Source organism: Streptomyces sp. Ag109_G2-15, assembly GCF_900215565.1.
Lineage (GTDB): Bacteria > Actinomycetota > Actinomycetes > Streptomycetales > Streptomycetaceae > Streptomyces > Streptomyces diastatochromogenes.
Genome location: NZ_OCNI01000001.1, coordinates 1,714,559 through 1,740,712, shown reverse-complemented (window position 1 = coordinate 1,740,712; position 26,154 = coordinate 1,714,559). Strand labels below are relative to the sequence as shown.

Here is a 26,154-nt window from a genome sequence, read left to right as displayed (position 1 = left end):
GGTCCGAGAAGGCCCGCATGTCGAACTACGCCGAGAGCCTCAGCCACCTCGACAGCTACATCTCCGCCCGCGTCCCGGTCATCGCGATGCGCACCATAGAACAGCAGCGCGCCCTGCGCCTGTTGCGCGAGGCGGCCACCCAGTCCCGGCGCAGCAGCATGCCGTTCTGGATCTACACCCGGGCCACCGGCCTGCGGGATCTGCGCACCAACGCGCCCGTGCAGGACGACCGTTCGCTCGCCGGCGCGATGGACTTCGCGGCCGCCCAGTTCGGCAGCCGCGCCAACGCCACGGTCGTCTTCGTCGACCCCGACGAACTCGAGTCGGACACCCCGGTCACCCGCCACTTCGCGGAACTGGCCCGCCTGGCCGACAGCAACATGGGCAGCATCGTCCTGATCACGGACACCCCCATCTGGAGCGGCCTGCAGCGCCTCGGCATGAGCCTGCGCCTGGACCTGCCCGACTCCGAGGAGATGTACGGCATCCTCAGCGGCTTCCTCGGCGACCACCACGGCCACATCCCCATCGAGTGGACCGAGGAGGACGCCCGGCGCGCGGCCGAGTTCCTGAACGGCGTCACCGAGGCGGAGTGCGTCAACCTCATGGCGACCATCGCCGCGAAGGGCGCCATCCGCCGCGAGGACGTCCTCGGCCTCGCCCAGGCCAAGGACCGCATCTTCAGTGACCTCACCGGCCTGGAACGGGTCCACCTCAAGCAGAGCGACTACGCCATCGGCGGTCTGACCGGCCTGCGCACCTGGCTGGAACGCAAGCACGACATGATCTCCCGCGACCTGCGCCACACCGCCCTGCGCCCGCCCCGCGGAGTCCTCCTGGTGGGCGTCCCCGGCTGCGGCAAGTCGCTCTCCGCCAAGGCCATCGCCCACGACTGGCAGCTGCCCCTCTACCGCCTCGACATGGCCAGCATCCACGGCAAGTACCTCGGCGAGTCCGAGGGCCGCTTCCGCGAGGCCCTGGCGATGGCCGACCGAGTGGCCCCCTGCGTCCTGTGGATCGACGAGATCGAGAAGGGCCTGGCCGGACGGGACGACATGTCCGGCGTCCCGCAGCGCATCATCGGCCAGTTCCTGTACTGGCTCCAGGAGTCCCAGTCCCGCGCGTTCGTCGTGGCCACCGCCAACGACATCCGCAGCCTCCCCCCGGAACTGCTGCGCAAGGGCCGCTTCGACGAACTCTTCTTCGTGGACCTGCCCGACGCCCAGGACCGCAAGGAGATCATCCGCATCTACCACCACCGCTACCTCCAGGCCGACCCCACCCCCGAGCAGCTCGACCGCCTGGTCGACCTCTCCGAGGGCTTCGCCGGCTCCGACATAGAGGCCGCCCTGCACGACGTGGGCGAGGAGGCGGTGCGCCGCGGCGGCATCGCCCAGCTGAAGGACTCGTACGTCATGGACACCTTCGCCCAGGTACGCCCGCTCAGCGTCAGCAACCCCGAGCAGATCGAGGAGATCCGGGCCTGGGGCCGCGAACGCGCGGTACCGGCGGGCCGGGCGGCGGTGACGCCGGTGCCGGGGGACGGCGGCCGGACCCGACGCATCGTCTTCATGGACGAATGACGCATGTGACCCCAGGGATCGGTGGGCTGACTGGTTCCGGCACAGGAATGTCGTCCATACTGCCGCCGTGGAGCAGCGCATAGGATCGAGCAGCAAGCCCGTCGAGGGCGAGCCCGTGACGGGCGCCGGATTCGACCCGGCCTTCATCCCCGGGATCACCGGACCGGCGGCGAAGTCGCAGCCGGAACCGGAGCCGGAGTCCGAGTCGGAGCCGACGGCACCGGAGCCCGCCGAGGAGCCGGAGCCGAAGGCGGAGACGCAGACGGCCGAGGCACCGGCAGAGCCGGAGGAGGAGAAGGAGGCGCCCGAAGACGGCCCCGTCTTCGAGGCCTCCGACCGCCGCGCCAAGTTCGTCGCCGACCACCGCGGGGTCCGGCTCAGCCTGGACGAGGAGAACTGCGAGTTCCGCTGGAACGAGATCGCCGCGGTCGAGACGGAGTCCCCCCGCTTCGGCAAGCGTTTCACCATCACGGTGCACACCCCTGACCGCCGCTGGTACCCGATCGAGATCGAGGCGACGGCCAGGGCGCGCTTCAAGGAGTGGGAGGACGAGCTGGACGCGGTCCTCGACGCGTACTTCGAGGAGGCCTAGCCAGGCCTAGCCGCAGTACTGGTCGGCCTTCCCGATCGACCGGTACATGCAGTCGGAGTTCTCCAGCAGCTGCAACACCGCATCCTTGTTCCGGGACGTCTCCCGCTCGATGACCTCGTCGGGCGGGTAGAACCCACCCCCCGAACTGGATGTCGGATACATCTCGAAGGTGTAGTCGAAGATCTTGTGCACGCCCCACAGGTAGTCGTCGATCGACCCGTCGGTGATGTACAGATCGCTCGACTGCTCGGGCGTGTACCCGTTGCTCGCGGCCATCTTCTGCCCCACGGCCTTGAAGGCGGCGGCGTCATCCGCGGTCATCCCGGTGGCCGTGTCCGAGTACGTGTACCCGAACGGCCACAACACCAGCTCGCTGTAGGTGTGGAAGTCGATCCCGGCCTTGATCTGCTGCTTGCCCCCGACGACCCGGCTGCGCACGAAGTCGGAGACGACCTTCACCTCGGGCGCGGACTCGGCGGCGGAACCACGGTAGGTCTCGGAGGACGTCGACCCCGACGACCCGCCACAGCAGCCCCACTTGTAGTTCCAGTTCCGGTTCAGGTCGGTCCCGACGTACGACGACCCTGAGTTGGGCTGCCGGTTCTTCCGCCACGACCGGTACGCCCCGGTGGCGATGTCGTACTCGCCGCCGTCCGGGTTGAGATCCGGGACGATCCATATCTCCCGGCTGTTGACGAGATTCGTGATCCGGGAGTCGCTCCCGTACCCGGCGCCGAACTCACGCAGCAGATACAGCGCCATCTCGACGGTCAGATGCTCACGAGCATGCTGATGGAAGGTGAACAGCACCTCCGGCTCGTCCTCGTCGGTCCCGACGTTGTCACTCACCTTGATGGCGACGATGTCCCGCCCCTGGTACGACTTCCCGATCACCCGCTTGCTCATGATGTTCGGGTAGGCGGCGAGCCGCTGGTCGATCTCGGCGTTCATCTCCGCGTAGTTGTGGTACTTGGAGTCGGCGCTGGGGAAGTCGTACAGCCGGGCCCCGGACCGCTCGGGTGCCGCGCCCAACGGACTGACGTCATAGCCGAGTTTCCGCAGCTTGCCGATCTGCTCGGCCCGCCCGGACACGACGACGGTCTCCTCGTCGGCCTCGTCGACGGTGACGCCGGCCTGCTGAATGGCCGTACGGGTCACGGGATTGGTGCTCTGATGGATCTCGTACTGCCGGATGTCCTCACCGGACGAGGGGGCCTTCCGGACGCTCTCGGCGGTGGCGTGCGTGGCGGTGGCCGACACGGGGGCGGCGAGGGCGAGGGCCAGCAGCGCGCCGAGTGCGGCGGTACGTCTGCCGCCGCGCGCGCCGGAGCCGCGGATGCGAAGTCGCATGAACTCTCCTTGGGTCTCCAGGAATTCCGGGGTCGCCGGAAGTGGGGAGTGGAGCTGGGGGGTGCTTCAGTGCGACGTGCGGGGTGCGATGTGCGATGTGCGATGTGCGGGGTCGTGGTGCGTGTTGCTGTGGGGCCGCTGTGCGGGGTTGGCGCTCATGGTGAAGCGTTGGCATGGTCAGGTCAAGGGTGCGTCAAAGCGACTACGGCGGGAATGCGCCGAAGCAGCCGTCACTTGAAGGGCACGGTGAGCCAGGGACTGCCCGGCTCGGACATCAGAACCCGATGGACGTCGACCATGTCCGTGTACCAGCTGCCGAACTCCTCGTCGTCGAAGTGCAGACAGCGCCCGAGGATGTACCCGGCGGCGAAGTCCTGCCAGGACTTGTACGACCGCGCGGCGGCCCGCCCGGCCTCGATGACGGCGGACTCGGCCTCCGGCAGCGAGCAGTACCGGGCTCCCAGCCCCCAGCGAGCCATACCTGACGCTCGCCCGAAGTTCCATGCGTCGACGGAACTGACGAACCGGTTCTCGTCGAGGATGCCGTCGGCGCGGAAACGTGCCTCGTAGCGGGTGATGCGCCCGACGAGAGCCTGGACGCCCTTGATGCGGGCCTCGGTCTCCGCCTCGGGGACGGTGGGGGTGGAGGTGACCCCGTCGGGAGTGATGACGATCTCTCCATCCGACCGACCGCGCAGCACCCGCGCAACCGCGTCACGCCAATAGCCGGTGTCGACATGACCGCCGAAGTCACGAGCGATGGTGCGACGCAGCCCGAGGGCGAACTCCCAGACGGGATTGGCGCCATCGGGGTCGAGCAGGGCGCGCTGCTGCTCCTGCCACCCCTCGCGACTGGTGACGCCCCACCACTCGCGAAGCAGCTTGCGCTCCGACGGATAGCCGTTGCCGTGATAGGCCATGGCGTTCCAGGCCAGCCCGTCGCGCACGATCAGCAGCGCGCCGCAGGCCAGCCCTCGCGCGACGGGCCCCTCCAGGGGACCGCCGAGCCGGAGCGTGAGCACCCTCGCCCGGTCCAGGGGACCCTCCGCCCGCTCACTGTGCTGCGCCCACACGGCGGAGTGCGGCGGCGCGGAGGGCAGGAACGCCTCGCACGGAGTACCGGGATTGACCACGATCATGGCCGGATCACTCGGCGCCCACACCCGGGCGAACCACCCGAGCTTCTGCCAGTCGAGCACCCGGTGCGGGTCCGGCGCGGGCAGCATCCCCTCCGTATACACGGCCCAGATCCGGCCGCCGGCGACCCGAGGATCGTGCCCGAAGACGGGCTGGATCCTGCTGGGTTCAGCATCGGCCCCGTCGCGCCGTATCTCGAAGTACAGGCGACTGTCGGCGAGGGTGTCGAAGTAGGCTGCCCAGTCCTCGCGCGACTTGGCGTCGAAGAGGGCCTGCTCGATGTCTGACGGGGGAGTCCAGGCAGGCGGCGTCGGGGCGGGCGGAGTCGAGGCCGGCGGAGTCGCAGGCCCGAACCCTGCGGGTGGCGGACCGAACGACATGGCTTGCCCTTTTCAACTTATGGCCGTCTGAGGCGACTTGACTTGCCCGGTCATGCTATGTGACGCGGGGGCGGTGGCTTCAGCGGGGCGGTAGGAGTGGCCCAGACCACGCCGTTTTCCAGGAAGTAACCCTCAAACGGAACGCGGGTGACCCGCCTTCTTCAGGGCTTCGATGAAGGGGGTGAAGGCTCCGGGTGGGAAGGTGAGGGTTGCTCTGGCCGGGGTCTTTGAGTCGCGGATGGCTATGTGGTCGGGGCGCGTCGCGATTTCCACACAGTTGTTGCCGTCGCCGCTTCCCGAGAAGGACGATCTCCGCCAGTTGTCAGGGGCCACGGTGTGCCTCACAACTCTTTCGCTAGCTTGTGGATGAAGTCACGCGACCGCTCGGGGGCGAGTGACACAGCCTCCACCTTACGGAAGAGCGTTCGAAACGCACCGAGCTGGGCTTCGGAGTCGATGAACCCTGCGCCATGAGGGGCATCACGCACTGCTGTGTCCAACCTGGGTACGGCACCACCCACGTACATCATGGCGTTCGTGGCTCCGGCGAAGCCGTCCAGGCTGAACGGGATGACTCGCACGGTGATGTGGGGCACTTCGGAGAACCCCAGGATGCGATCGAGCTGAGCGCGCGTGGCGGCCCGGTCTCCGACCCTGATGCGCAGGGCTGCCTCGTGGATCACGGCCTCGTAGGGGGTGCAGGCCGGCTCCTCGATGATGACCTTTCGCTCCATCCGGTGACGGACGCGCAACTCGAGGTCCTTCTCAGGGAGTTCAGGGACCCGGTACGAAAAGATGGCACGTGCGTAGTCATCCGTCTGGAACAGGCCCGGTACGTGCAGGAACTCCACGTCGAGGCGATACGAAGAGTGGTACTCCAACTCGGCGAGATCCAGGAACGACGTTGGCAGCAGCCCCCGGTACTCCTCCCACCAGCCCGAGGTCCGGTCGGTTGCCATCGTCACCAACGCCTCGACCAACTCCGCGTCCGTACACGAGTAGTGAGCAGCGAGTCGTCGTACACGCTCCTCGCTCACGCCCGCCGTGCCGAACTCGATCTGGCTGATCTGAGCCGAGTCCGTCCCGAGCAGCGCGGCGGCTTCGAGCCCTTTGAGTCCGGCGGCCTCGCGTAGTTTCCGCAGCTCAGACCCCAGACGTGTCTGGCGTGCCGTGGGCTGTTTCCTGCGCGCCATGTCTTCCTCCTCGCCACTAACTTCCCTGGAACAGAACCTCGTTCGAGGGGCAGATTACGGTAGCGACTTGCATGGTCCCAAATTGTGGCTCTACCGTCAGTGATGCAACGAACACGTAGCGGAAGCGCACTGCTCCGTCGTGCCGTGACGGTTGCGGCAATGCCACCGCGCGTGAAATCCCCTTCCTCTGAACGGAGTTGACTCATGCCCGAAACCTGGGACTACACCCTCTACATCCCGAACGACCTCAGAGCGGTGACCGTCTGCCGTCGCACCCTGCGTCTGATCCTGACGCTGCACGGGCTGACCGGTCTGGTGGACACGGCGGAGCTGCTCGCGACGGAGCTGGTCTCGAACGCGGTACGGCACACGAAGGGGCCGGCTGCGCTGAGGGTGCGCCGCTCCCCGGAGGGCGTGGTGTGGATCGGGGCGTGGGACACGGACCCCGGGCCGCCGGAGCCTCCGCGACCGTTGGAGCAGGTCGCCGAGCTGGAGGAGGGGCGGGGGTTGGCACTGATCCGGGCGTGCGCGGACTACTGGGGCTGGCAGCCGTCGGCCAGGTTCGGCAACCGGGGCAAGTTCGTGTGGTGTGAGCTGGGGGCGGCGTGATGGTGGGTTCGTCGCACGAGGCGCCGCACCGGATCTTCCAGAAGGATCCGGCGCTGCTGACCAGGGCCTTACAGCGGGTGCTGCACGTGCACTTTCCATCTCGACGCGCCGGTCGTGCAGGCTCGTTCCAGTGCTGCGATGCCGTCCAGGCTTTCCTGGACACGCTGCGGCAGGGTGTGGGTGCGCGCGAGGTCCAGGCATGCGTGCCAGCAGCGGCGGGCGGCCTCCCACTCCCCGAAGTGATGGTGGGCCCGGGCGGTGGCCGCCAGGCAGTCCGCCTCGCCACCGTGATCGCCCAGCTGACGGCGTATCGCCATGGCTTCGTCCAGGGCCGCGAAGGCCTCGTCACGCAGGCCCAGGTTCTGCAGCGCGGAGCCGTAGTTCGTCAGGCCTGTGGCGAGTGCTGTGGGTCGCGCCTGGCTCCGCAGCAGCGGGATGCGCCTACGATGCTGTTCCGCGGCACCGCTGAAGTCCCCGGCCAACTGGAGTGCGTCGGCGATCCTGCCGAGTAGGAGGGCTTCGCTGCCGGGGCTGTCCGTCCTGCGGTACAGCTCCTGCGAGCGCAACGCGTAGGCCAGGGCTTCTTCCGCCCGGCCGGCCTGAGTGTGGAGTGCCGCCATGTTGCCCAGGATCGATGCCTGGGCGGTGATGTCTCCGGCCCGCTCGAAGAGGTCCAGGGAGATCTGCAGGTTTTCCAGGCACTCGTCGTTGCGGTAGGCCATGCCGTGCGCGACGGCGAGACGGCGGTACAGCCAGGCCTGCCCCACGGTGTCGTCACCTTCCACGGCGATGGCCAGGGCGGCCTGGAGACAGGTGTCCCACTCACCGGTCCACCAGTACGTGTCCGCGTACCCGAACAGACCGACGGCGAGGCGCCAGGCCACGTCGGAGCGGCCGAGGGAACCGGCCCTGCCGATTGCCTGCCGGATGGCGGGCAGCTCCCGCACGTACCACCGCAGAGCCTGCTGGGCGTCCCCGAAGTCCGGAACGGGTTCGTCCGGCTGCTCGTCCAGCGGGGGAGGCGGCTGCGTCTCGCCGACGGTCACCCTCGATGCCTTCTCCACCGCAGCCACGTACCAGGACAGCAGCCGGAGCGAGGCGTTCGCCCGCTCCCGCGGGGCCTCCTCCGCCGCGGCTCGTTCGACGGCGTACTCGCCGAGAAGATCGTGGAAGGCATACCGGTCGGGCGTCGGGCACTGCACGAGGTGGACGTCGGCCAGGAGGTCCAGGAGGCGGGCGGCCTCCCGCACCGGGAGGCCGAGCAGCGCCGCCGCAGAATGCGGTGTCAGCTCATGCTCGGGCCACAGTCCCAGCAAACGGAAGGCTCGGGCGGCCGCCCGCTCCTGGGGCTTCTCGCTGTCGCGCATGGCGACGTAGCTCATGGCGAACGTCGCGTGGACGTCGAGACCACCGACGCTGAGTTCCCGCAGACGGCCGGAGCCGGACGACAACTGCCGTGCGAGCAGGGCGAGCGGCCATGCCGGCCGGGAGGCCAGCCTGCCACCCACGACGCGCAACGCCAGCGGCAGCCCGCCGCACACAGCCAGGATGTCGGCGGCTGCGGCCGGTTCCTCCAGTACGCGCCGGCCTCCGCAGAGCGCGGCCAGAAGCATCTCCTGGGCATCGGCGTCGAGGGGCGTCAGCGGCACGAGCGTGGCATCCGGCAGGTCCGCGAGGGTATGGCGGCTGGTGACCACCACGGCGCAGCTGCCGCTGCCCGGGAGCAGCGGCGTGACCTGAGCGGCATCTCGCGCATTGTCGAGCACCAGCAGCATCCGGCGTTCCGCCATGACCGTACGGAAAAGCGCCGCGCAGTCGTCCGTGTCATCGGGAAGGGACTCCGCGCGCACTCCGAGGTCCGACAGGAACCGTGCGAGCAGGTCGCGGGGGCTGCGCTCCCGGCCTGGGCTGAAGCCGCGCAGGTCGGCGTACAGCTGGCCGTCCGGGAAGTCCTCGTGCAGCCGGTGCGCGACATGGACGGCCAGGGCCGTCTTGCCGATGCCGCCCATTCCGGAGACGACGACCGGTCGGGGGCAGTGGCCGAGTGGCTGCCTCCCGGCGTCGGCGCCCGGGCGGAGCAGCGTTGTAAGAGTGGCGATCTCCCTGTCCCGGCCGGTGAAATAACCAACGTCCGCAGGAAGTTGGCGCAATGGCCGACGTTCGGGCTGGGAGACGGCGGCGGACGCGGGCGTCGGCACAACGACGGTGCCCTCGTCGGCGAGTACGTCCTGGTGTGTCGCCCGGACAGCGGCGGACGGCTCGACGCCCAGTTCCTCCACCAGGCTCCGGCGCAGCCGCACGTACACCTGCAGTGCCTCCGCCTGCCGGTTCGAGCGGTGCAGGGCGAGCATCAGCTGGCGGTGGAACGCCTCCCGCAGCGGGTGCTCGGAGGCGAGTGCCGTCAGCTGCGGGACCAGCTCGTGGTGCCTACCGAGAGCGAGGGCCGCGTCGAACCCCCACTCCAGCACCTGGAGCCGGGTTTCCACAAGCTGCTGGACCAGCCGAGCCTGCGGCTCGGCATCCGCGAAATCGGGAATGTCAGCCAGCGGTTGCCCGCGCCACAGCGCCATGGCGTCGGCGCTCCGGCGTGCCGCCGTGTCCCAGTCCTGCTGCAGGTACGCCCGGCGGACGGCACTCACATGGGCCTCGAAGACGTCGACATCGAACTCCCCATCGCCGACGTGCAGCCGGTATCCGGGCGGCTCCGCCGCGAGCCGTCGCGCATCGTCACCAAGAGACGCCAACTGTCGTCGCAGTCGCGCCACGTGGTTGGCGAGGGAGGCGTCGGCGGTCGCCGGGGGATTAGGCCCCCACAGAGCCTCTTTCAGGCCGTCCTTCGACATGGTCCGGTTGCGGTGAAGCAGGAGCGCGGCCAACAGAACGCGGACTTTGCCGGCCCCCAACGGTCGTTCCTGTATCCCGTCGTGGACCATCAGCGGACCGAGCAGTCCGAACGTCGGCATCGCACCCCCCTTACCCCTCGCCACATGCTAAACAGCGCCCGCCCTTTCCTGGTGATCGGCGCCCCGGGCGCTGTTGATTCGCTGTTGTCCGTCTGTTGTCCATCTGTTGTCGATGCCCGGCAGTGTGATATCGGCGACTCGACGCCGGATACACGTACTTGGGGGGAAACAGCGCATGAAACGCGCTCTTGTCATCTTGGGCATGACAGCCGTGTCCGTCCTGGGCCTGATCGGAAACGCGCCTTCCGCGGGCGCGGCGGACGGCTGGTGCAGCACTACGACGTCCGTGTGGGAGGACTCCGGCCGCTTCATCCAGCCGGCCACGAGCAGCGGCTCGACCTCCTGCATCATGGGCCGCGGATCCAGCGGGTCGGCGGTGGCGGAGCTGCAGCGCGCGCTCGTCAACTGCCATGAGCTGGACACGGGAGGCATCGACGGTGTCTACGGCGCCCAGACGGAGAGCGCCGTACGTTCGATCCAGACCCGCATCGGGCTCAAGCCCGACGGCATCTACGGGCCGGACACCCGGTTGCACGTCTTCTGGCAGTACTACTGGAACGACGGCGACGTGACGTGCAGCTTCCTGTAGGCGGCAGCTCCCAGTACCAGGCCCACCGGCCACCAACACCTCCAGCATCCTCCTGAACCAGCAACGGAGAACAGAACAATGAAGCGCACGCTTGCCGCCCTCGGCGCGGCCGCAGCCGTGTTCGGCGGCATGGTCAGCATCGCCCCCAGCGCCTCGGCGGCCGACGGCTGGTGCACCACGACCATCGGCGTGGACCGGGGCGGCTACCACACCCTGGTGCCCGCCACCAGCAGTGGCTCCACCTCCTGCCTGATGGGGAAGGGCTCCAGCGGCGAGGCGGTGGAGGCCCTTCAGCTCGCCCTCGTCATCTGCCACGGCCTGGACACCGGCGGCATCGACGGCGTCTATGGCGGGCAGACCGTGGCCGCCGTACGCACCCTCCAGTCCCAGACCGGCCTCTACCCCGACGGCGTCTACGGTCCGGACACCCGCGGCAAGGTCTCCTGGCGGTGGTACGCGTCCCAGGGCGTCGGCGCGACCTGCGCCCGCCTCTGAGGTTCAGCGAGTCCGTGACTTCAGCCGTACGACACTGCGCTCGACCGGTGCACGGTCCACGGACAGTCCTCGGCTGACGGTGCGGTCGGGTCGGCGTGGGGGTGCCGACGGAGATAGCGAAACCGGCAGCGACACGCTGATGCGGCGGGGAGCTTGCGGCGTCGTTGACCCTCACGGGTGGCGACAAGCTTGATTCCCCACTTGACCAGGGCGTGAGGCAGATCGAGTGCGGCAGCATGGAGAACCAACGAGGCTCCTGTGCCAGAGAGTTGAGACGTCGAACATTTTCCTCAACGGCACGGGAGCCTCGTGCGTCGTGGACACCGACCACCTCACCCGATCAGTGGCCTCCCACTCGTTGGCGCTGTTCGCCGAGACCGTCACCGGAACGGGATGTTGAGCCAGGGACTCTCCCCGGCGGTTCCGTCGCAAACTCAACTGGACGGCGTGACCGGGGACCGCATGCCGAGCCACTGCTCGGCGCCCCAGGCCTCGAACCGCTCTACCTCAGTGAACCCGAGCTTCGCCGCGAGACGCATCGAGCCGACGTTGGCGGTCTGGGTGGTGAGCACCACCGGCTCGCCGGGAAGCGCGTCGGCGAGCCAGCCGAGTGCCGCCGCGCACGCCTCGTAGGCGTACCCGAATCCCCACGCCCGCGGCAGGAACAGGTAGCCGAGATCGGCCTTCCCCGCGGCAGCCGGGCGACGGTGCCCCGTTGCTCTCCTGAGCAGGATCTGGCCGATCATCGACCCGTCGAGGTCGACGACGAAGCTCCCGGGCCACCGCTCGGGCGCCCGGGGCATCTCGCGCTCAAGCTCGTCACGCGGTCGAGGGCCGCCGAGGTAGGTGTGCACCTCTGGCGAGGCGAGCAGCTCGATGAACGCCGCACGGTCCCGGGTCTCGGGCTCACGGAGCACGAGCCTCTCGGTCCTGATCGGCTCAGGCGGCCAAGTCACGGGTCCCAGATCTTCCATCCGCGCACGCTAACAGGTGGTCAAACCAACCGAACGGGGAACGCTTGACTCCACCTGGATCCGAACCCCAAACAGCACCTAGCGCGCCACGCGGTAGCGGAGGTAGACGACTCTCGAGCTGAAGGTGCGGGTCTCGACGAGTTCGAGATCCACCCGGCGCTCGCGTCGGGGAAAGAACGGAGTGCCACCGCCCACCAGCACCGGGTAGACCATGGCCCGGTACTCGTCGATCAGACCCGACGCGGCCGCCTCGGCGGCGAGAGTCGCGCCGCCGATCGCGATGTCGCCCTCCCCCGGCTCGGCTCGCAACCGCTCGATCTCCTCCGCAAGGCCGGCGGAGGCCAGGCGGGCGTTGCCCTGCACCGCCGACAGCGTGGTCGAGAACACCACCTTTGGCAGCGGCTTCCAGAGCGCGGCCCACTCGAGCTCTGAGTCGTCGAGCGATGGATCCTGGTCGGCGGTCTCCCAGTACAGCATCGTCTCGTACAGCCGTCGTCCCAACAGGTGGACGCCGACCTCTTGAATCTCGTCGATCCAGAAGCGAAAGACATCCTCGACGGGCGCCGTCCAGTCGAAGCTGCCGTCCGGCCCGACGATGTAGCCGTCAAGTGAGATGCCCATCGAGTAGGTCAAGCTGCGCATCGGAAGTCCTCCTCGGTGACGGGTTCGACAGTACGACCGCCGGACGCCGCAGGACTCATCGCGACTCGCGCGGCGGAGCTGTTCGTCGGGACCGTCACCGGAACGGGATGTTGAGCCAAGGGCTGCCGGGATCTGACATCAGGATCCGGTGGGCCTCGACCATGTCCTGATACCAGTCCCCGAACTCCTCCTCATCGAAGTGAAGGCAGCGCCCGAGGATGGAGCCGGCGGAGAAGTCCTGCCACGACTTGTAGGAATGGGAGGCGGTCCGCCCCGCCTGGATGACGGCGGACTCGGCCTCCGCGAGTGTGCCGAACCGGGCACCGAGCCCCCATCGGGCCATCTTCGAGGCGCGCCCGAGATCCCAGGCGTCGACGGACGACACGTACTGGTTCTCGTCGAGCACGCCGTCGGCACGCATCCGGGCCTCGTAGCGGGTGATGCGCCCGATGAGTCGCTGCACGCCCTCGATGCGGGCCTCGACCTCGGGCTCGGGTCGGGGATCCGTTGTGGTGACGCCGTCTTCGGACACCACGATCGAGCCCTCGGACTTGGCCCGGATGAGGTTGGCGGCGGCCTGCCGCCAGTACCCGAGGTCGACGTGCCCGCCGAAATCCCGGGCGATGCTCTGGCGCAGACCGAAGGCGAAATCCCAGACCGAGCTGTGCTGCTCGCAGGCGAGGAGGTCGCGGAGGTAGTCCTGCCACTCCTCGCGGGTGGTGATGCCCCACCACTCACGAAGCCGTGTCCGCTCACCTGGATATCCCGTGCCGTGCCAGGCCATGGCGTTCCAGAAGGAGCCGTTGCTGACACACAGGAGTGCTCCGCAGGCGAGGCCGTGGGCGACAGAGCCGTGCAGCGGCCCGCCGACGCGGAGGGTACGCAGCCGCAGGGACCGTTTCCGAGCGGGGGCCAACCTCCCGTACTGCGCCCAAGTCGCCGAATGCGGCGGCGCCGAGGGAAGGAAGGCCTCGCAAGGGCTCCCGGGATTGACGACGATCACCGACGGATCAGTCGGCCGCCACACCTTGGCGAACCACTCGAGGTGGTTCCAGTCGAACACCCGGTGGCGCTCCGGCGCGGGCAGCATGCCCTCGGTGTAGACGGCCCAGATCCGCCCGCCTGCGACACGCGGATCGTGTCCGAAGGCGGCGTACGTGGCAGGGGGTGTGGCATCCGCCTTGTCCTTCTGTATCTCGAAGAACAGCCTGTTCTGCGCCAGCGTCCCGAAGTACGCAGGCCAGTCCTCGCGCGACTTGGCCTCGAAGAGCGCCTGCTCGATATCCGTTGGCGGTGTCCACGTAGGCGATATGGGAGGACCGAAACCTGCGGGTAGCGGACCGAATGACATCAGACGCCCTGCCCTTTGTCCGTTATAGGCGTGTGCCCCCTCCCTCAGCCGTGGAGATGGGGATATCGGGAAGTCATGCTTTTCGTCTGGCATCGCACCGATCAGTATCAGCGGGACGCCCGGTTGGCCTGACGGGATCAGCTCTTAGGGATTGGAATCTGCTGGAGATGCAGGATAATAAGATCAAAATCCGAAAGCGCCTTGAGGCAGAATTCCTGATCCTGAACATTAATGGAGTGCACGATATTCGCAAAAGCGGGATTCTCAAGCCCTTGCGCCTCGCGCAGAATCCGACTCGGCAGCAGGATCCAGTTTCTTCTGGATCTGTCAAGCGTCCATTCGACTTGAGTGGGTAGCCCCTCTACGGCATCTTCGATGAGCTGAGCGATGTCTTCCTGCGGGGATGTGTAGCGCCACCCCATGTAGGGAACCTGGTGATAGCCGTGCACAGGATTATATTCCACGGGAAGTTTAAACCAGGCAAGCTCTCCAAACCTGCTGAGGGTGCGCATTGCCTGCATATTTCGTGTCGACATGAGACGCCCAATCAAATATTACCAGAGGGGGCCGGAGTACCCTCCATCTGTAACTATTAGCTTCTTTCCCGGGTTCGATAGCCGAATTGCCCTTTCGTAGTCCCCGTACGGAATCGGGTTTCGGCTCATTGCCGGGTCGTACACGTACCTTCCGTCCGTGTAGACATCATGGTAGCGATAGGTGGTCAGCTCCTGGCCCATCTTCTCAGGGATTACGATTTCGGGGCTGTTGCGTGCGGTGAAGTTTATTATTTTCCCTTGTCCGCCACCTTCTCGGAGGATGTACTCGGCGATCTCTGAGCAATCAATGTTCCCGCCGATTGGTGCCGCCCTCATGGCCTCCGTTGCTGCTTCGTCGGGAGGGTGGTTCGGATTCGGATCCCGAAAATCAAAGGTCCCTCGTTGGTTTTCCTCGCCAGGGTAATCTGGAGCGAGTCCGAGTGAATCGGAGTATGCGTGAGGATTATGGACGTAGGCGGTGGGGTTTGGGGCTGGGGAAAGTCCGAGCGGGTCGAGGGTGAAGTAACGGGCGGTTTCGGGGTCGTAGTGGCGAAAGTAGTTGTAGTGGAGGCCTGTTTCGGGGTCGTAGTACTGGCCAGGGAAGCGTAGGGGCGTGTAGGCGGCGCTGTTGGCGGCCCACGCCGTCGTTCCCCACAGGGTGCTGCGGGTGCGCCAAGCGATGTCGCCGTGTTCGTCGATGAGTTCGCTCGGGGTGCCGACGAGGTCGGTGACGATGGCGAAGAAGCGGGAGTCGATCTCGTCCTGGGGTGCGTCGGCCGCGGTGATGCGCTCTGTTTGGGTGAGGGGGCGCAGGCCCTGGTGGTCCCAGGTGAGGGTGACCGGGTTGGGGAGGTCTGCGGACGTAGTGGTCTGTTCGCAGAGGGTGGTGCCATCCCAGGTGAAGTCGACGCGTTCCACGCCCGTTTCGCCGTCCGCCGTCATGCGAAGCTTCGCCGTGCGGCGGCCCAGCGGGTCATAGGTGTAGCGCCAGCGGGTGCCGTCGGGGGGCACCACTGACGTCAGGCGGTTCTCGGTGTCCCATTCGTAGCGCCAGGTGTCGGGTTTACGGGACAGGCGGGTCTTCTGACGGAGGGTGATGCGGCCGAGGGCGTCGTGTTCGTAGCGGACGTTGCCGGCGCGGGTGATGCTGGTGCCTGTGTAGGCGCGGGGGCCGACTGCCTCCTGGCCGGGATGGTTGGCCGGCCAGCTCGCCTGTGTCTGGTTGCCCGCCTCGTCGTACGCGTATCGCTCTGTCCACCCCGCCGCATGTACCGCCGTCACCCGGCCCGCCGCGTCCAGGTCGAAGCGGCGGGCGCCGGTGAGCTGGTCGTCGATGCCGATCAGGTTGCCGTCGGCTCGGTAGGTGTACGCCCGGTGTTGGACTGTGCGGCCTTCGGCACCCGTCACCGACAGGGCGGTGAGGCGGCCCAGCGCGTCGAAGGTGTGCTCCAGGGCGATCGTTCCACCGATATGGCGGGACAACTCGCGGCCTGCCTCGTCGTAGGTGAAGTCGATGGTGCGGCCTGAGGCCACCATGCCGGTGCGGCGGCCTGCGGCGTCGTACGTCCAGGTGGTGGTCGCCCCCGTGGGGGTTGTGCGGCCGGTGCGGCGGCCCAGTTCGTCGTAGGTGTACGTCAGGGTGCGGCCGTTGACTGTCTCCGAGTGCAGCCGGCCGTAGCGGTCGCGGAGAAGGGTGAGGGTGGTGCCGTCGGAGCCTGTTGCCTGCGCCAGCTGGTCGGTAAAGTCGTAGGCGTAGGTCGTGATCTGGCCTGCCGCATCCTTGCGAGTCACCTGGCCCAGTTCATTGCGCTCGAAGGACACCACCTCGCCAAGAACGTTTCTGCGCGAAGTGAGACGACTTGCAGGGTCGTATGCGTAGGTCAGGATGCGGTCGTCGAAGTCCGTCTCCACCACTAGGCGGCCCGCCGCGTCGTACTCGTACGTCCACGTCAGGCCCTGTGGGTTGGTGACCTTCGTCAGGCGCAGTTCGCTGTCGTGGTCGAACTCGTAGCGGACCCCGTCCGGGCCCGTGCGGGCCGTCAGCAGGTCGAAGTGGGTGTACTCGAAGCGGGAGACGCCGCCGATCGGGTCGGTGTGGCTGGTGCAGTTGCCCTCGCCGTCGTACGTCCAGGACTCGGAGGTGCCGTCTGCGGTCGTACGGCGGGTCAAGTGGCCCTCGATCGACCATTCCAGCAGCGTCGTTGCGCCGGTGGGGTCCGTGATCGCGGTCGGGCGGCCGAGGGCGTTCCGCTCGTAGCGGGTGGTCGCGCCCAGCGGGTTCGTGATCTCCAGCGGGAGGCCTGCGCGGTCGCAGACGATCCTTGTCGTGTTGCCGAGCGGGTCGGTTACGGAGGTGAGGTGGCCGGCCCCCGTGTAGGTGAAGTGGGTTGTCTGACCCGCCGGGTCCGTCACCGAGGTGCGGTTGCCGCGCTCGTCGTAGGCCTGTCGGAATACCGTGCCGTCCGGGTTGACCACCTTGACCGGTAGACCGAGTTCGTTGTACTCCGCCCTCGCCTCGCGGCCGTCAGGGCGGACGACCGAAGTCAGGTTGCCCTCTTCGTCGTAGCGGAGCGTCGTCGTGTGGCCCAGCGGGTCCGTCTGGAACAGCAGGCGGTTGTAGCGGTCGCGTTGGTAGTGCGTGGTCGCACCGAGGGAGTCGGTCTCCGCGATCACCTGCCAGACGTCGTTGACGAGGTAGCGGCGGGAGTGGCCCTCACCCGTCGTCGCTGTTGTGGTCCGGAGACCGGTTCCCGGGTCCGGGTCCCCGTAGGACAGACGCAGGGCCATGTGTCCCGCCGAGCCGCCCTCGGCTATGCAGCGGTCCCGGTCGTCGTACTCGTACGTGTAGCTGCGGTCGTTCGAGTCCGTCCAAGAGGTCATCCGGCCCGCCTCGTCATACGTGAAGCGGAGTGGGAGGCCGGAGGAGTTGTAGACCTCCGTGAGGTTGCCGTCCGTGTAGCCGTAACGCTTCAGCTCCTCGCCGGTTGCGGCCAGGTGGAAGGCCGTGATGTGGCCGGAGTCCGTGGTGACGTGTACAGCCTGCCCGCTGCTCGCGACGACCGTGATCGGCGTACCCTCCGCGTCGTACTCGAAGGTGATCCAGTTGCCGTTGCGGTCGTCTATCTGCTCCAGCACCGCCAGGTCTTCGCCTCGGTCGGCGAAGTGCCAGGTGCGGTGTGTGCCGGGGTCCGTGATCGTGTAGCCGTCGGCCACGCGGTCGAGCGGCCAGCGGGGGCCGTGGCTGGGGAGGGTGGGCAGGCCGGGGGCCGGGTGCGGGTACGCCAGGAGCAGGCCGTCCTCCGTGACGAAGACGACTCCCTCGGCGTCGATCTCCAGGCGCTGGTCAAGGGTGGAGGACCAGGACGGGCCGAACCAGCGCCCCAGGTGGTAGCCGGACTCCACTCGCCGCTTGAGGATCAGGGGCAGTACACCGGGGAGCGCGACGTCCGTCTGCGGCAGGTACATCTTGCCAGTGGCGAGGTTGATCGGGTCGGTGCCCTTGCTTACCGTGCTGTTCTGCTCGTGGGAGGTCGCCGGCGGGTCTTCGTTCACGGTCTGCCGGGCAGAGTTCCCGGTCTCTGCCCCGGCCCCCGCCTGTCCCTCGTGCTTCGCAGCTGCTTTTGCCGCGTCCTCTGCTGCGGCTCTCTCCCCAGCCGCAGCCCGCACCCCGTTGACCTCCGCCCCCACCCCGTCGGTCAGCAGCACCTGAGGAGCGAACCGCCCGCCGAACTCGGCCGGATCCTTGAGGAAGTCGCCCAAGTTCTGCTTCAGCGTCCGTTCCGGATGCGTGGCGCTGGAGACCAGACCGGCCAGCGTCATCGCCTGGTGCTTCAGGGCCTCGGCGGGGTGGGCCAGGTTGTACGGGTTCAGTGGGTTGGCGCTGAGGGCCATGCTCACCAGACCTGTGGTGCCCTTGATGGCGCCGGCGCCGAAGTGGACCGCCTCGGTGTTGAAGGCGTCGAAGCCGTCGGCCGCGTCCACCTTGAGCCGGGTCAGCGGAGGTGGTTCGGCGGGGGCGTGGGCGAGGGCCGTGTCGACGGCCTTGGCGGCGGTGTCGGCAGCGGTGTTGCGCTGCTTGCGGGCCTCGTTCAGGATCTCGTCGGCCCGTTTGCGGTCGGCGGTGCCGGGGTCGTCGAACTTGCCGGGGTCCGGGCCCGGGTCCTTGTCGCCCGAAGCGACAGCGGACTTGTAGGCGTCGGAGCGCTTGTCATACGCGGCCTTCGCCTTCGCGGAGGCTTCCGTGCCCGCCTTGTACAGGTCGATCGCGTCCTTGGCCTGCTTCTGCGCCCAGGTGACCGTCTCCGCGTACGTCTCCAGGGCCGCGGCGGCCTTGGAGCAGGCATCCGCCGCATGCAGCCACTTCACCGGATGCATCGCGAACTTCTTGCGGAACGCCTCGGCCGCCTCGCCCTGCCACTGCGAGGAGTCCAGTTTCCGCATGCCCTGGCCGACGTGGTCGAAGGCCTTGTGGAAGTCCTTCAGGTGTTTGGCGGTGGCCTGGATGTCCGTCGCGTTTCCGTGGACCAGGTCGGTCGGGTCGTCGGTCTCGCCGAGTTGTTTCTCGCCGGGGGTGGCGCCCAGGGCGGATGCGGCCCTGTCGCCGTAGTGCTCGACCTTGTCCGCCCAGTCGTGGGCGCCGGCCTTGTCCAGGCTCGCACCGATGAGGTCGGTGCCCTTGTCGATGCCCTCTCCGACGAACTTCTTGCCGGAGTCGATGACGTGCCCGGCGCCACCGAGGAGGTCGTTGGTCAGGTCACCGAGCCCCATCAGCCCTCACCGCCCTGCTCGGCCGCACGGGCGCGTTCCTCGGGGGACGGGCCCCACATGTCGTCCAGCATGCGGTTGTAGTCGTCGCTGTTTCCGGTCGCTTGGTTGATGTTGTCCATGGTCACGCCCGGCGGCAGGCCCAGTGATCCGGTCATGACGTCGCGTCCGGAGTCCTTGAAGCTCTGCTTGCTCGTCTCCCACGCGTCCGAGAAGGACTCCGCGCTGTAGTCGGGGTGGGTCAGGGCGTCGGCGTCACTCCGCCTCAGCTCGTCCCAGCTCATCTTCGTCACGTCGTCCTCGGACGCGTACGGGTTGCCCACCACCGAGTTGTAGCCGACCTTCAGCGCGCCGCCGACGTACTGGTCCGTCTCGTAGAGCGTGCCCGCCGACAGGCCCACGTCCTCCGCGAAGGTGTTGCCCTCCGTCACCAGGGCGCGCACACCCCATTCCCAACGCTCGCAGAAGGACTTGAACTTCGACGTCAGGCCATCGTGGCCGAGTTGGAGTCCGGACAGTTCCAGGTTCGAGAAGCCACGGCCCACCCCGGCCAGACTGTCCACGCCCAACTCGCGTAGTTCGGCGAGCGTCTGCGTGATGCCCTTCGCTATCTCGTCCAGCCCGGCAGCCCTGATGTCCTTGCCGCCCCCACCCCCGCTCACTGCGGTGCCTCCCCGTTCCTCACGTCTACGGCCGCCGAGTCCGGCACGATCCCCGCCACCGGAGGGAACAGCACCCCTTCGTCCCCGCTGGCCGAGTCCAGAGCCACCCCGCACGGCACCCCGACGGCCGGAACCCCTGCATCCAGCAACCTGGCGCCCAGCACCCGCTGGTACGCCCACTCCCGGTCCCCTTCACCCCGCGCGATCGCGAATCGCGCCAGCGTCGACTCGTTCGAGAAGGCCAGGATCCAGCGGATGCCGCCGTGGTCTGCGGTCAGTGGAACCGAGGACTCGTCGAGGGGGACCAGCACGGCCGTACGGCGGAACTCGCCCAGTACGGAAGCGAACTCACGGCGCCTGCGCGCGACGTCCTCTGCCTGGGAGGGAGCGGGAGCCCCATGAGATACGTCCGCGTCGGCCGGCTCCGCGTACTCTGCCAGCGGCGACCTGCGTATCGGCCCCGACGAGTCGGCGCCACCCCCGTGATCAGCCATGTCCGGGATCATCACATCGGTCCGTTGCCGAACGCAACGCGGTACTCAGCACACGGGAGGGCCTTTGGCTGAATCTGTCCATCGGCAGAGAGGCGCACACGACGACGCCCGGACCCCACACCGGGGCCCGGGCGTCCTCACACCGAGACGACAGAGATGACAGAGACGACAGCGACGATCGAGACGCTCATGTCACGGCATCCCGTGCACATGCGCCCCCACCGACCCCGACCACGCGTTCCCCGAAGCCGCGTCCCAGTTCGTCGACCAGGTCATGGCGCCCCGCAGATCGGGGTACGTCTTCGACGGCTTGAAGGAACCGCAGCCCGTGCCCTTGGCCAGGCAGTCCAGCGCGTTGTTCACCACGGAGGGCGACACGTACCCGCTGCCCGCCGCGCTCGTCGAGGCCGGCAGGCCCAGGCCCACCTGGGACGGGGACAGGCCGCCCTCCAGCTGGATGCAGGCCAGGGCCGTGAGGAAGTCCACCGAGCCCTGCGAGTACACCTTGCCGTCGCAGCCCAGCATGGAACCGCTGTTGTAGTACTGCATGTTGACGACCGTGAGGATGTCCTTCACGTTCAGCGCCGTCTGGAAGTAGGAGTTCGACGTCGACTGCATGTCGATCGTCTGCGGAGCCATCGTGATGATCAGGGACGAGCCCGCCTTCGCCGACAGGGCGCGCAGCGCCTGCGTCATGTACGTCGCGTTCAGGCCGTTCTCCAGGTCGATGTCCACCCCGTCGAAGCCGTACGTCTGCATCAACGAGTACACCGAGTTCGCGAAGTTGGTCGCCGAGGTCGAGTCGCTCACCGACACCGTGCCGTTCTGGCCGCCGATGGAGACGATGACCTTCTTGCCGGCCGCCTGCTTGGCCTTGATGTCCGCCTTGAACTGGTCGACCGTGTACCCGCCGAGGCCGGCCGAGTCCAGGTTGAAGGACACCGCGCCCGGGGTCGAGGTCGCGTCCGCGAAGGCCACCGCGATGATGTCGTACGCGGAGGGGACGTCGGAGAGCTTCTGGACCGTCGCGCCGTTGTTGAAGTTCTGCCAGTAGCCCGTCACGGCGTGCTTGGGGAGACTCCCTCCGCCTCCGCCGCTGCTCCCGGAAGTCGTCGTGCCCGTCACCGCCGTCGACTTCGCCGACTCACCCGCCGAGTTGGTCGCCGTGACCTGGAAGGAGTACGACGTCGACGCCGACAGGCCGGTCACGGTCGACGACGTGCCCGTCACCGCCGTCACCTTCGTGCCGTTGCGGTAGACGTTGTAGCCCGTCGCGCCCGACACCGCGGACCACGACAGCGACACCGAGGAGGACGTCGTACCGGAGACCGAGAGGCCGGTAGGGGCGGCGGGGACCGTCGGCGCCGGGTCGCCGCCACCGCCCCCGTCCGGGCCGTAGACCGAGACGTCGTCCGCGTAGTACGCGGCCTGCCCGTACCAGCCGTGTGTGTACACCGTGACCGATGTTGTCGACGCGCCCGTCGTGAACGTCGTCGACAGCTGCTTCCAGGAGGACGAGTCGGGGGTCCAGGTCGACACGTCCGTCGTGCCCGTGCCCGTCACGCCCAGGTAGGAGTAGCCGCCCTGCACCCATGCGCTCAATGTGTACGTGGAGTTGGGCTTCACCGCCACCGACTGGGTGCACTGGGCGTTGTCCTGCCCGGCCGGGGTCGCCTTCAGGGCCGAGGCGCCGGCGTGGACCGGGGAGGAGACCGTCGTGCCGCTGGACGCCGTGCACGTCCAGTTGGTCAGGCCCGACTCGAAGCCGGCGTTCTTGACGTTGTTGACGTCCGCCGCGGACGCGGGGGTGGCGGCGAGGCCCGCCACCGAGAGGGCTAGGGAGGTGGCGGCGGACCACATCGCGATCCGTCGTCTGCGTCTGGGCATGCCTGGTGCGCGGTCCACTGGGGCCTCCGGTGGGGAGTCTGCGGGGAGAGAGGGGTGAGGGACGGTGGCCACCGCTGGCCTACAAGTTGGTCCAGACCAATTGCGCTGTCAAGAGGTCCAGACCAAAATCACCCCTGGTCCGATGCTCAACCTGTCCGGTTTTGGCGGGACTTGTGCCCAGAGAGTTCCACACGAGCTACACAAACGCTGTTCTCCGGTCATTGGGGCGTGGATACAGTGCTCAGGTAGTCACGCAATGAAGTCGTCCTGGCGCATTGGAGTTACACCGGTGGGCCGAAGGGTGTGAAGAAGCGGGGAGCTGCGCGTGCCAACTGTCATTGCCGTGACCAGTGCCGACATGGCACTGCCGGCGCAGGACGAACGGACCATGCCCGCCGTCGTGCTGCGCGACCTCGACCAGCGCCCGCTCGACCACGCCCTCACCGAACTCCACGCCCTGACCGAGCAGTACGGGTATGTCGTGGTCGTGTGCTCCCAGGCCGTTCCGGAGCCTGTGATACGGCGGCTGTACACCCTGCGGTCGTTGCTGGAGAGCGACCGCATCGCCCTGTTCCGGCCCGAGCTTCCCCCGCTCGGTACGGCCGTGCTGGCCAGGCAGTTGCGGCAGCTGGCCTCCTGTGATCTCAGTCCGGGTGTGCTGGCCTCGGCCGGGCGGCTGCTCACTCATTACATCCACGCCGGTGCCGTGCTCGGATCGGTCGCGCGGCTGGACAGGGTGCCCGTCGGGCTCAAGGCGCACGCCAAGTCGTGGGTGCCGGGCAGCCAGTTCGCCGTCGTCGCCCATCCCGAGCCGCAGCTCGTCAAGGTCGCCCCCGGCGCCACGCTCAAGGGGCCCGAGTTCAGTACGTGGATGCTCGTCGCCAAGGGGCAGTTGCAGACGGACTGGATCGCCGGACTGGCGGAAGCGTGGAGTCCGCACGGGCTGCGCGAGACCCCGCTTCCCGCCGAGTCCCCGCGGTGGTGGGGGACCGGGCGGATGGTCGAGTTCTGCAGCTATCTCGCCGATCTGTCGGTCCTGTACCAACTGGTCACCTCGGTCCGGCAGTCCAGGTGTCACTGGTGCGGCCTCGACGTCATAGGCGACCTTTGCGTGTTCTGCTCCGCCACCCCGCCCGTCCACGAACCCCCGGCTCCCCGCGCCCTGGAGCAACGCACGCCCGCCTGACCCGCACCGACGTCACTCACCCTCCCGCTCGACCGATTCCCCCAATGAGGTTGCACGGTTCATGAACTCCCGTCAGCGCCGCGGCGTGATACTCCTGATCCTGTCGGTCCTGTGCGCCCTCGGCGCGTTCGCCGGCGTGCTCTCCGTCGTCGACGACGTGCAGTCCAAGGTCGGACCCGAGGTCAGCGCCTACCGGGTCAGGTCCGATGTGCAGCCGTACACCGCGCTGAACACGGGCCAGTTCGAGAAGATCAAGATGCCGAAGCGGTGGCTGTCCGGCAACGCCGTCACCGATCTGCGGCAGATCCAGGGCAAGATCGCCGTCACCACGCTGCGCGCCGGGTCCCTGCTGCAGACCGACATGATCGTCGACCAGCCCGCCCTCCAGCCGGGCCAGCAGGAGGTCGCCATCATGATCGACGCGGCCACGGGTGTGGCGGGGAAGATCACGCCGGGGTCGCGCGTCAACGTGTACGCCACCTTCGAGGGAAAGAAGGACGGCGACCCCGACCAGTCGAAGATCATCGTCACCAACGCCCGGGTCCTCGACGTCGGCCACATCACCGCCCTCGATCCCGACAGCAGCAAGAACCAGCAGCAGCCCACCGAGGCCGTCCCCATCACCTTCGCGCTGTCCACCCTCGATGCCCAGCGCATCACCTACGCCGAGTCCTTCGCCCAGCGGGTAAGGCTCGCTCTGGTGGCACCCGGCAGCGAGACCAGCGTCCCGGACAAGGACCGCACCTACGAACTCGCGACGGACAAGTGAGAGGCGGCCCGCATGCCCACCAGGATCCTTCCGGCCGGTGCGGACCCGGACGCCGTCCGCTCCCTCACCACCCTGCTCAGCCAGCTCCCCGACGCCGAACCGCAGCCGCCCGTCGGTGACTCCACCCAGCTGGTCGACACCCTCGCCCGCCTCGCCGCCGAGTCGGTGGACGAGCTGCCCGAGGTGGTCGTCGTACACGAGCGGATCGGCCCGGTTCCGGCTCTGGAGCTGATCCGCGAGGTCGCGCTCCGCTTTCCCGCCGTCGGCGTCATACTCGTCACCACCGACACGAGCCCCGGCCTGTTCGCCGCCGCCATGGACTCCGGCGCCCGCGGCCTGGTCGCGCTCCCGCTGTCGTACGAGGAACTCGCCAGCCGCGTCCAGGCCGTCGCCCAGTGGTCGACGGGGGTACGGCGCCATCTCGGCCACGGTGCCTCCGACGTCCTCGGCGGTGTCGGCGGCGCGGTCGTCACGGTCAGCGGCGCCAAGGGAGGCGTCGGCGCGACCCTGACCGCGATCCAGCTCGCGCTCGCCGCCCAGGCCTCCGGCCGGTCCACCGCCCTGGTCGACCTCGACCTGCAGACCGGCGACATCGCCTCCTACCTGGACGTCCAGTTCCGCCGCTCGGTCGTGGACCTCGCCGCCATCAGCGACATCACCCCGCGCGTCCTCGCCGACGCCGTCTTCCGCCATGACACCGGCCTCGCCCTGCTGCTCGCCCCCGGCGAGGGCGAGCGCGGCGAGGAGGTCACCGACCGGGCCGCCCGCCTGATCGTCGGCGTCCTGCGCTCCCGGTACGAGGTCGTCGTGGTGGACTGCGGCGCCCAGCTCGGCGCGGCGAGCGCGGTGGCCGTGGAGATGGCCGACACCGCGCTGCTGGTGACCACGCCCGACGTGGTCGCCGTACGGGCCGCCAAGCGGACCGTGCGCATGTGGGACCGGCTGCAGATCCGCAAGGCCGAGGAGACGACGGTGGTCGTCAACCGGCATACGCGGAGTACGGAGATCCAGCCGGTGCTGGTCCAGCGGATCACCGGTACGGCGGTGGCGCGTACCGCCGTACCCGCCAACTTCAAGGAGCTGCAGGGGGTCGTCGACGCCGGGCGGCTGCACGAGCTGGACAGCAGGAGCACGGTGAAGCAGGCCCTGTGGAGCCTCGCCGGGGAACTGGGGCTGGCGAAGGCGCCCGAAGGGTCCCATCGCGGGGGCGGCCGCGGGGCGGTCGGCTTCCGGCGGCGGAAGGAGTGAGGCGTGCGCAGACGGCCGGGAGGCGATCGGGGGCAGGTCAGCATCGAGTTCCTCGGGATGACTCCGCTGATCATCCTGACGCTGGTGCTCATGTGGCAGTGCGTGCTCGTGGGGTACGCGTACACGCTCGCGGGGAATGCTGCGGACGAGGGTGTGCGGGCGGGTACGGCGGCGCACCGGGGCGGTGAGCGGCAGGCCGCGTGCGAGGCGGCCGGGCTGAAGCACCTGTCGGGGGCGTGGAAGGGGGGCGCGTCGGTGACCTGCAGTCCGTCCGGCTATGTCACGGCCGATGTCCACGTCAAGGTGCCCGTCCTCTTCCCGGGCTCGATCGACTTCCCCGTCACGGTGCACGGCCACGCCGGTGCCGTGGAGGAGGTGAAGGACTGAGATGTCGTACCGCCGTCGTCGCCGCGATGCGGGCCAGGTCGCCATCGAGTACCTCGGGTTCGTCCCGGTCCTGCTGATCGTCGGGCTGGCCGGCATCCAGATCGGGGCGGTCGCCTACGCCGCCGAGCAGGCCGGTACGGCGGCCCGGGCGGGGGCGCGGGCCGCGTCGCTGGGGCAGTCGGCTCAACAGGCGTGCGCGCAGGCGGTCAGCGGCGGGCTCACGGTGACCTGCGGCGAGAGCGGGGGAGGGGACGACTCGGTCACCGTCACCGCGTCCGTCGACATCCCCCAGATCGTCCCCGGCTGGCACTTCGACCCCGCCGAGAAGTCCGCCACCATGCCCCGCGACCACTGACCGAGGAG

At 68.3% G+C, this 26,154-nt stretch carries 23 protein-coding genes; 10 read left to right on the top strand and 13 right to left on the bottom strand.

What is annotated here, in order from left to right; genetic code table 11:
* Positions 1-17 precede the first annotated feature (17 nt).
* Positions 18-1,583: an AAA family ATPase gene (locus CRP49_RS07460; protein ID WP_097252692.1), complete on the top strand. Its 1,566-nt coding sequence runs from the start codon at positions 18-20 to the stop codon at positions 1,581-1,583.
* Between the two features lie 67 nt (positions 1,584-1,650).
* Positions 1,651-2,175 (top strand): hypothetical protein, encoded by a 525-nt coding sequence (locus CRP49_RS07455; RefSeq protein WP_097252691.1) that lies wholly within the window; start codon positions 1,651-1,653, stop codon positions 2,173-2,175.
* A 6-nt stretch (positions 2,176-2,181) separates the two neighbouring features.
* Here the strand turns inward: CRP49_RS07455 and CRP49_RS07450 are convergent, their stop codons facing one another.
* The 4 genes from CRP49_RS07450 to CRP49_RS07435 form a co-directional block, all read right to left on the bottom strand.
* Positions 2,182-3,525 carry a M14 family metallopeptidase gene (locus tag CRP49_RS07450; RefSeq protein ID WP_097252690.1) on the bottom strand — a complete coding sequence of 448 codons (1,344 nt, stop codon included), beginning with the start codon at positions 3,523-3,525 and terminating at the stop codon, positions 2,182-2,184.
* Positions 3,526-3,755: 230 nt separating this feature from the next.
* The gene (locus CRP49_RS07445) at positions 3,756-5,042 is read right to left on the bottom strand and encodes a DUF1266 domain-containing protein (protein WP_097252689.1); all 1,287 of its coding nucleotides are present in this window, start codon (positions 5,040-5,042) and stop codon (positions 3,756-3,758) included.
* Positions 5,043-5,174: 132 nt separating this feature from the next.
* Positions 5,175-5,375, bottom strand: a complete 201-nt coding sequence (locus CRP49_RS07440) for a DUF397 domain-containing protein (RefSeq protein ID WP_373560333.1) — start codon at positions 5,373-5,375, stop codon at positions 5,175-5,177.
* Between the two features lie 8 nt (positions 5,376-5,383).
* Positions 5,384-6,235 (bottom strand): helix-turn-helix transcriptional regulator, encoded by an 852-nt coding sequence (locus CRP49_RS07435; protein WP_097252687.1) that lies wholly within the window; start codon positions 6,233-6,235, stop codon positions 5,384-5,386.
* A 204-nt stretch (positions 6,236-6,439) separates the two neighbouring features.
* Between CRP49_RS07435 and CRP49_RS07430 the strand changes: the two genes are divergently transcribed.
* Entirely contained in the window at positions 6,440-6,844 is a 405-nt protein-coding gene (locus CRP49_RS07430) for an ATP-binding protein (protein ID WP_097252686.1), read from the top strand.
* A 68-nt stretch (positions 6,845-6,912) separates the two neighbouring features.
* On the opposite strand, the gene CRP49_RS07425 is transcribed toward CRP49_RS07430, so the two are convergent.
* A complete protein-coding gene (locus CRP49_RS07425; protein WP_097252685.1) occupies positions 6,913-9,807 on the bottom strand; it encodes an AfsR/SARP family transcriptional regulator in 2,895 nt (964 codons plus the stop codon).
* Between the two features lie 202 nt (positions 9,808-10,009).
* Here CRP49_RS07425 and CRP49_RS48820 point away from each other — a divergent pair, with 202 nt between their 5' ends.
* Positions 10,010-10,396 carry a peptidoglycan-binding protein gene (locus CRP49_RS48820; RefSeq protein WP_306459715.1) on the top strand — a complete coding sequence of 129 codons (387 nt, stop codon included), beginning with the start codon at positions 10,010-10,012 and terminating at the stop codon, positions 10,394-10,396.
* A gap of 78 nt (positions 10,397-10,474) precedes the next feature.
* Positions 10,475-10,891, top strand: coding sequence for a peptidoglycan-binding protein (locus CRP49_RS07415; RefSeq protein ID WP_097252683.1), 417 nt, complete (start codon positions 10,475-10,477; stop codon positions 10,889-10,891).
* 434 nt (positions 10,892-11,325) lie between these two features.
* Here CRP49_RS07415 and CRP49_RS07405 read toward each other — a convergent pair whose 3' ends face one another.
* The 8 genes from CRP49_RS07405 to CRP49_RS07370 all read right to left on the bottom strand — a co-directional run bounded on the left by CRP49_RS07405 (position 11,326) and on the right by CRP49_RS07370 (position 22,201).
* The gene (locus CRP49_RS07405; protein ID WP_097252682.1) at positions 11,326-11,865 is read right to left on the bottom strand and encodes a GNAT family N-acetyltransferase; all 540 of its coding nucleotides are present in this window, start codon (positions 11,863-11,865) and stop codon (positions 11,326-11,328) included.
* Positions 11,866-11,943: 78 nt separating this feature from the next.
* On the bottom strand, positions 11,944-12,507 hold the full coding sequence (locus CRP49_RS07400) for a dihydrofolate reductase family protein (protein WP_097252681.1): 564 nt from the start codon (positions 12,505-12,507) through the stop codon (positions 11,944-11,946).
* 94 nt (positions 12,508-12,601) lie between these two features.
* Positions 12,602-13,858, bottom strand: a complete 1,257-nt coding sequence (locus tag CRP49_RS07395) for a DUF1266 domain-containing protein (RefSeq protein WP_097252680.1) — start codon at positions 13,856-13,858, stop codon at positions 12,602-12,604.
* 137 nt (positions 13,859-13,995) lie between these two features.
* Positions 13,996-14,370 (bottom strand): hypothetical protein, encoded by a 375-nt coding sequence (locus tag CRP49_RS07390; RefSeq protein ID WP_143669967.1) that lies wholly within the window; start codon positions 14,368-14,370, stop codon positions 13,996-13,998.
* A gap of 42 nt (positions 14,371-14,412) precedes the next feature.
* Positions 14,413-19,161: a putative T7SS-secreted protein gene (locus tag CRP49_RS07385; RefSeq protein WP_097252678.1), complete on the bottom strand. Its 4,749-nt coding sequence runs from the start codon at positions 19,159-19,161 to the stop codon at positions 14,413-14,415.
* Positions 19,161-19,820, bottom strand: coding sequence for a hypothetical protein (locus tag CRP49_RS07380; protein ID WP_097252677.1), 660 nt, complete (start codon positions 19,818-19,820; stop codon positions 19,161-19,163). Before CRP49_RS07380 ends, CRP49_RS07385 begins: the two co-directional genes overlap by 1 nt.
* The gene (locus CRP49_RS07375) at positions 19,817-20,314 is read right to left on the bottom strand and encodes a hypothetical protein (protein WP_097257239.1); all 498 of its coding nucleotides are present in this window, start codon (positions 20,312-20,314) and stop codon (positions 19,817-19,819) included. The genes CRP49_RS07380 and CRP49_RS07375 overlap by 4 nt, the downstream gene beginning before the upstream one ends.
* Positions 20,315-20,506: 192 nt before the next feature.
* Positions 20,507-22,201 (bottom strand): chitinase, encoded by a 1,695-nt coding sequence (locus CRP49_RS07370; protein WP_097252676.1) that lies wholly within the window; start codon positions 22,199-22,201, stop codon positions 20,507-20,509.
* Positions 22,202-22,559: 358 nt separating this feature from the next.
* Between CRP49_RS07370 and CRP49_RS07360 the strand changes: the two genes are divergently transcribed.
* The 5 genes from CRP49_RS07360 (at position 22,560) to CRP49_RS07340 (ending at position 26,146) form a co-directional block, all read left to right on the top strand.
* Positions 22,560-23,387: a hypothetical protein gene (locus CRP49_RS07360; protein WP_373560387.1), complete on the top strand. Its 828-nt coding sequence runs from the start codon at positions 22,560-22,562 to the stop codon at positions 23,385-23,387.
* Positions 23,388-23,448: 61 nt separating this feature from the next.
* Positions 23,449-24,156, top strand: coding sequence for a Flp pilus assembly protein CpaB (gene cpaB, locus CRP49_RS07355; RefSeq protein WP_097252674.1), 708 nt, complete (start codon positions 23,449-23,451; stop codon positions 24,154-24,156).
* A 12-nt stretch (positions 24,157-24,168) separates the two neighbouring features.
* The gene (locus tag CRP49_RS07350; protein WP_097252673.1) at positions 24,169-25,404 is read left to right on the top strand and encodes a P-loop NTPase; all 1,236 of its coding nucleotides are present in this window, start codon (positions 24,169-24,171) and stop codon (positions 25,402-25,404) included.
* A 3-nt stretch (positions 25,405-25,407) separates the two neighbouring features.
* Positions 25,408-25,791, top strand: a complete 384-nt coding sequence (locus CRP49_RS07345; protein ID WP_097252672.1) for a TadE/TadG family type IV pilus assembly protein — start codon at positions 25,408-25,410, stop codon at positions 25,789-25,791.
* A gap of 1 nt (position 25,792) precedes the next feature.
* A complete protein-coding gene (locus tag CRP49_RS07340; RefSeq protein WP_097252671.1) occupies positions 25,793-26,146 on the top strand; it encodes a TadE/TadG family type IV pilus assembly protein in 354 nt (117 codons plus the stop codon).
* Positions 26,147-26,154: the final 8 nt, after the last annotated feature.

Coding starts and splice junctions, on each gene's coding strand:
- CRP49_RS07460 (WP_097252692.1), top strand. CDS start 18: ATGTCGAACTACGCCGAGAGCCTCAGCCACCTCGACAGCTACATCTCC.
- CRP49_RS07450 (WP_097252690.1), bottom strand. CDS start 3,525: ATGCGACTTCGCATCCGCGGCTCCGGCGCGCGCGGCGGCAGACGTACC.
- CRP49_RS07445 (WP_097252689.1), bottom strand. CDS start 5,042: ATGTCGTTCGGTCCGCCACCCGCAGGGTTCGGGCCTGCGACTCCGCCG.
- CRP49_RS07435 (WP_097252687.1), bottom strand. CDS start 6,235: ATGGCGCGCAGGAAACAGCCCACGGCACGCCAGACACGTCTGGGGTCT.
- CRP49_RS07430 (WP_097252686.1), top strand. CDS start 6,440: ATGCCCGAAACCTGGGACTACACCCTCTACATCCCGAACGACCTCAGA.
- CRP49_RS07425 (WP_097252685.1), bottom strand. CDS start 9,807: ATGCCGACGTTCGGACTGCTCGGTCCGCTGATGGTCCACGACGGGATA.
- CRP49_RS48820 (WP_306459715.1), top strand. CDS start 10,010: ATGACAGCCGTGTCCGTCCTGGGCCTGATCGGAAACGCGCCTTCCGCG.
- CRP49_RS07415 (WP_097252683.1), top strand. CDS start 10,475: ATGAAGCGCACGCTTGCCGCCCTCGGCGCGGCCGCAGCCGTGTTCGGC.
- CRP49_RS07405 (WP_097252682.1), bottom strand. CDS start 11,865: ATGGAAGATCTGGGACCCGTGACTTGGCCGCCTGAGCCGATCAGGACC.
- CRP49_RS07400 (WP_097252681.1), bottom strand. CDS start 12,507: ATGCGCAGCTTGACCTACTCGATGGGCATCTCACTTGACGGCTACATC.
- CRP49_RS07395 (WP_097252680.1), bottom strand. CDS start 13,858: ATGTCATTCGGTCCGCTACCCGCAGGTTTCGGTCCTCCCATATCGCCT.
- CRP49_RS07390 (WP_143669967.1), bottom strand. CDS start 14,370: ATGCGCACCCTCAGCAGGTTTGGAGAGCTTGCCTGGTTTAAACTTCCC.
- CRP49_RS07385 (WP_097252678.1), bottom strand. CDS start 19,161: ATGGGGCTCGGTGACCTGACCAACGACCTCCTCGGTGGCGCCGGGCAC.
- CRP49_RS07375 (WP_097257239.1), bottom strand. CDS start 20,314: ATGGCTGATCACGGGGGTGGCGCCGACTCGTCGGGGCCGATACGCAGG.
- CRP49_RS07370 (WP_097252676.1), bottom strand. CDS start 22,201: ATGCCCAGACGCAGACGACGGATCGCGATGTGGTCCGCCGCCACCTCC.
- CRP49_RS07360 (WP_373560387.1), top strand. CDS start 22,560: ATGGCACTGCCGGCGCAGGACGAACGGACCATGCCCGCCGTCGTGCTG.
- cpaB (WP_097252674.1), top strand. CDS start 23,449: ATGAACTCCCGTCAGCGCCGCGGCGTGATACTCCTGATCCTGTCGGTC.
- CRP49_RS07350 (WP_097252673.1), top strand. CDS start 24,169: ATGCCCACCAGGATCCTTCCGGCCGGTGCGGACCCGGACGCCGTCCGC.
- CRP49_RS07340 (WP_097252671.1), top strand. CDS start 25,793: ATGTCGTACCGCCGTCGTCGCCGCGATGCGGGCCAGGTCGCCATCGAG.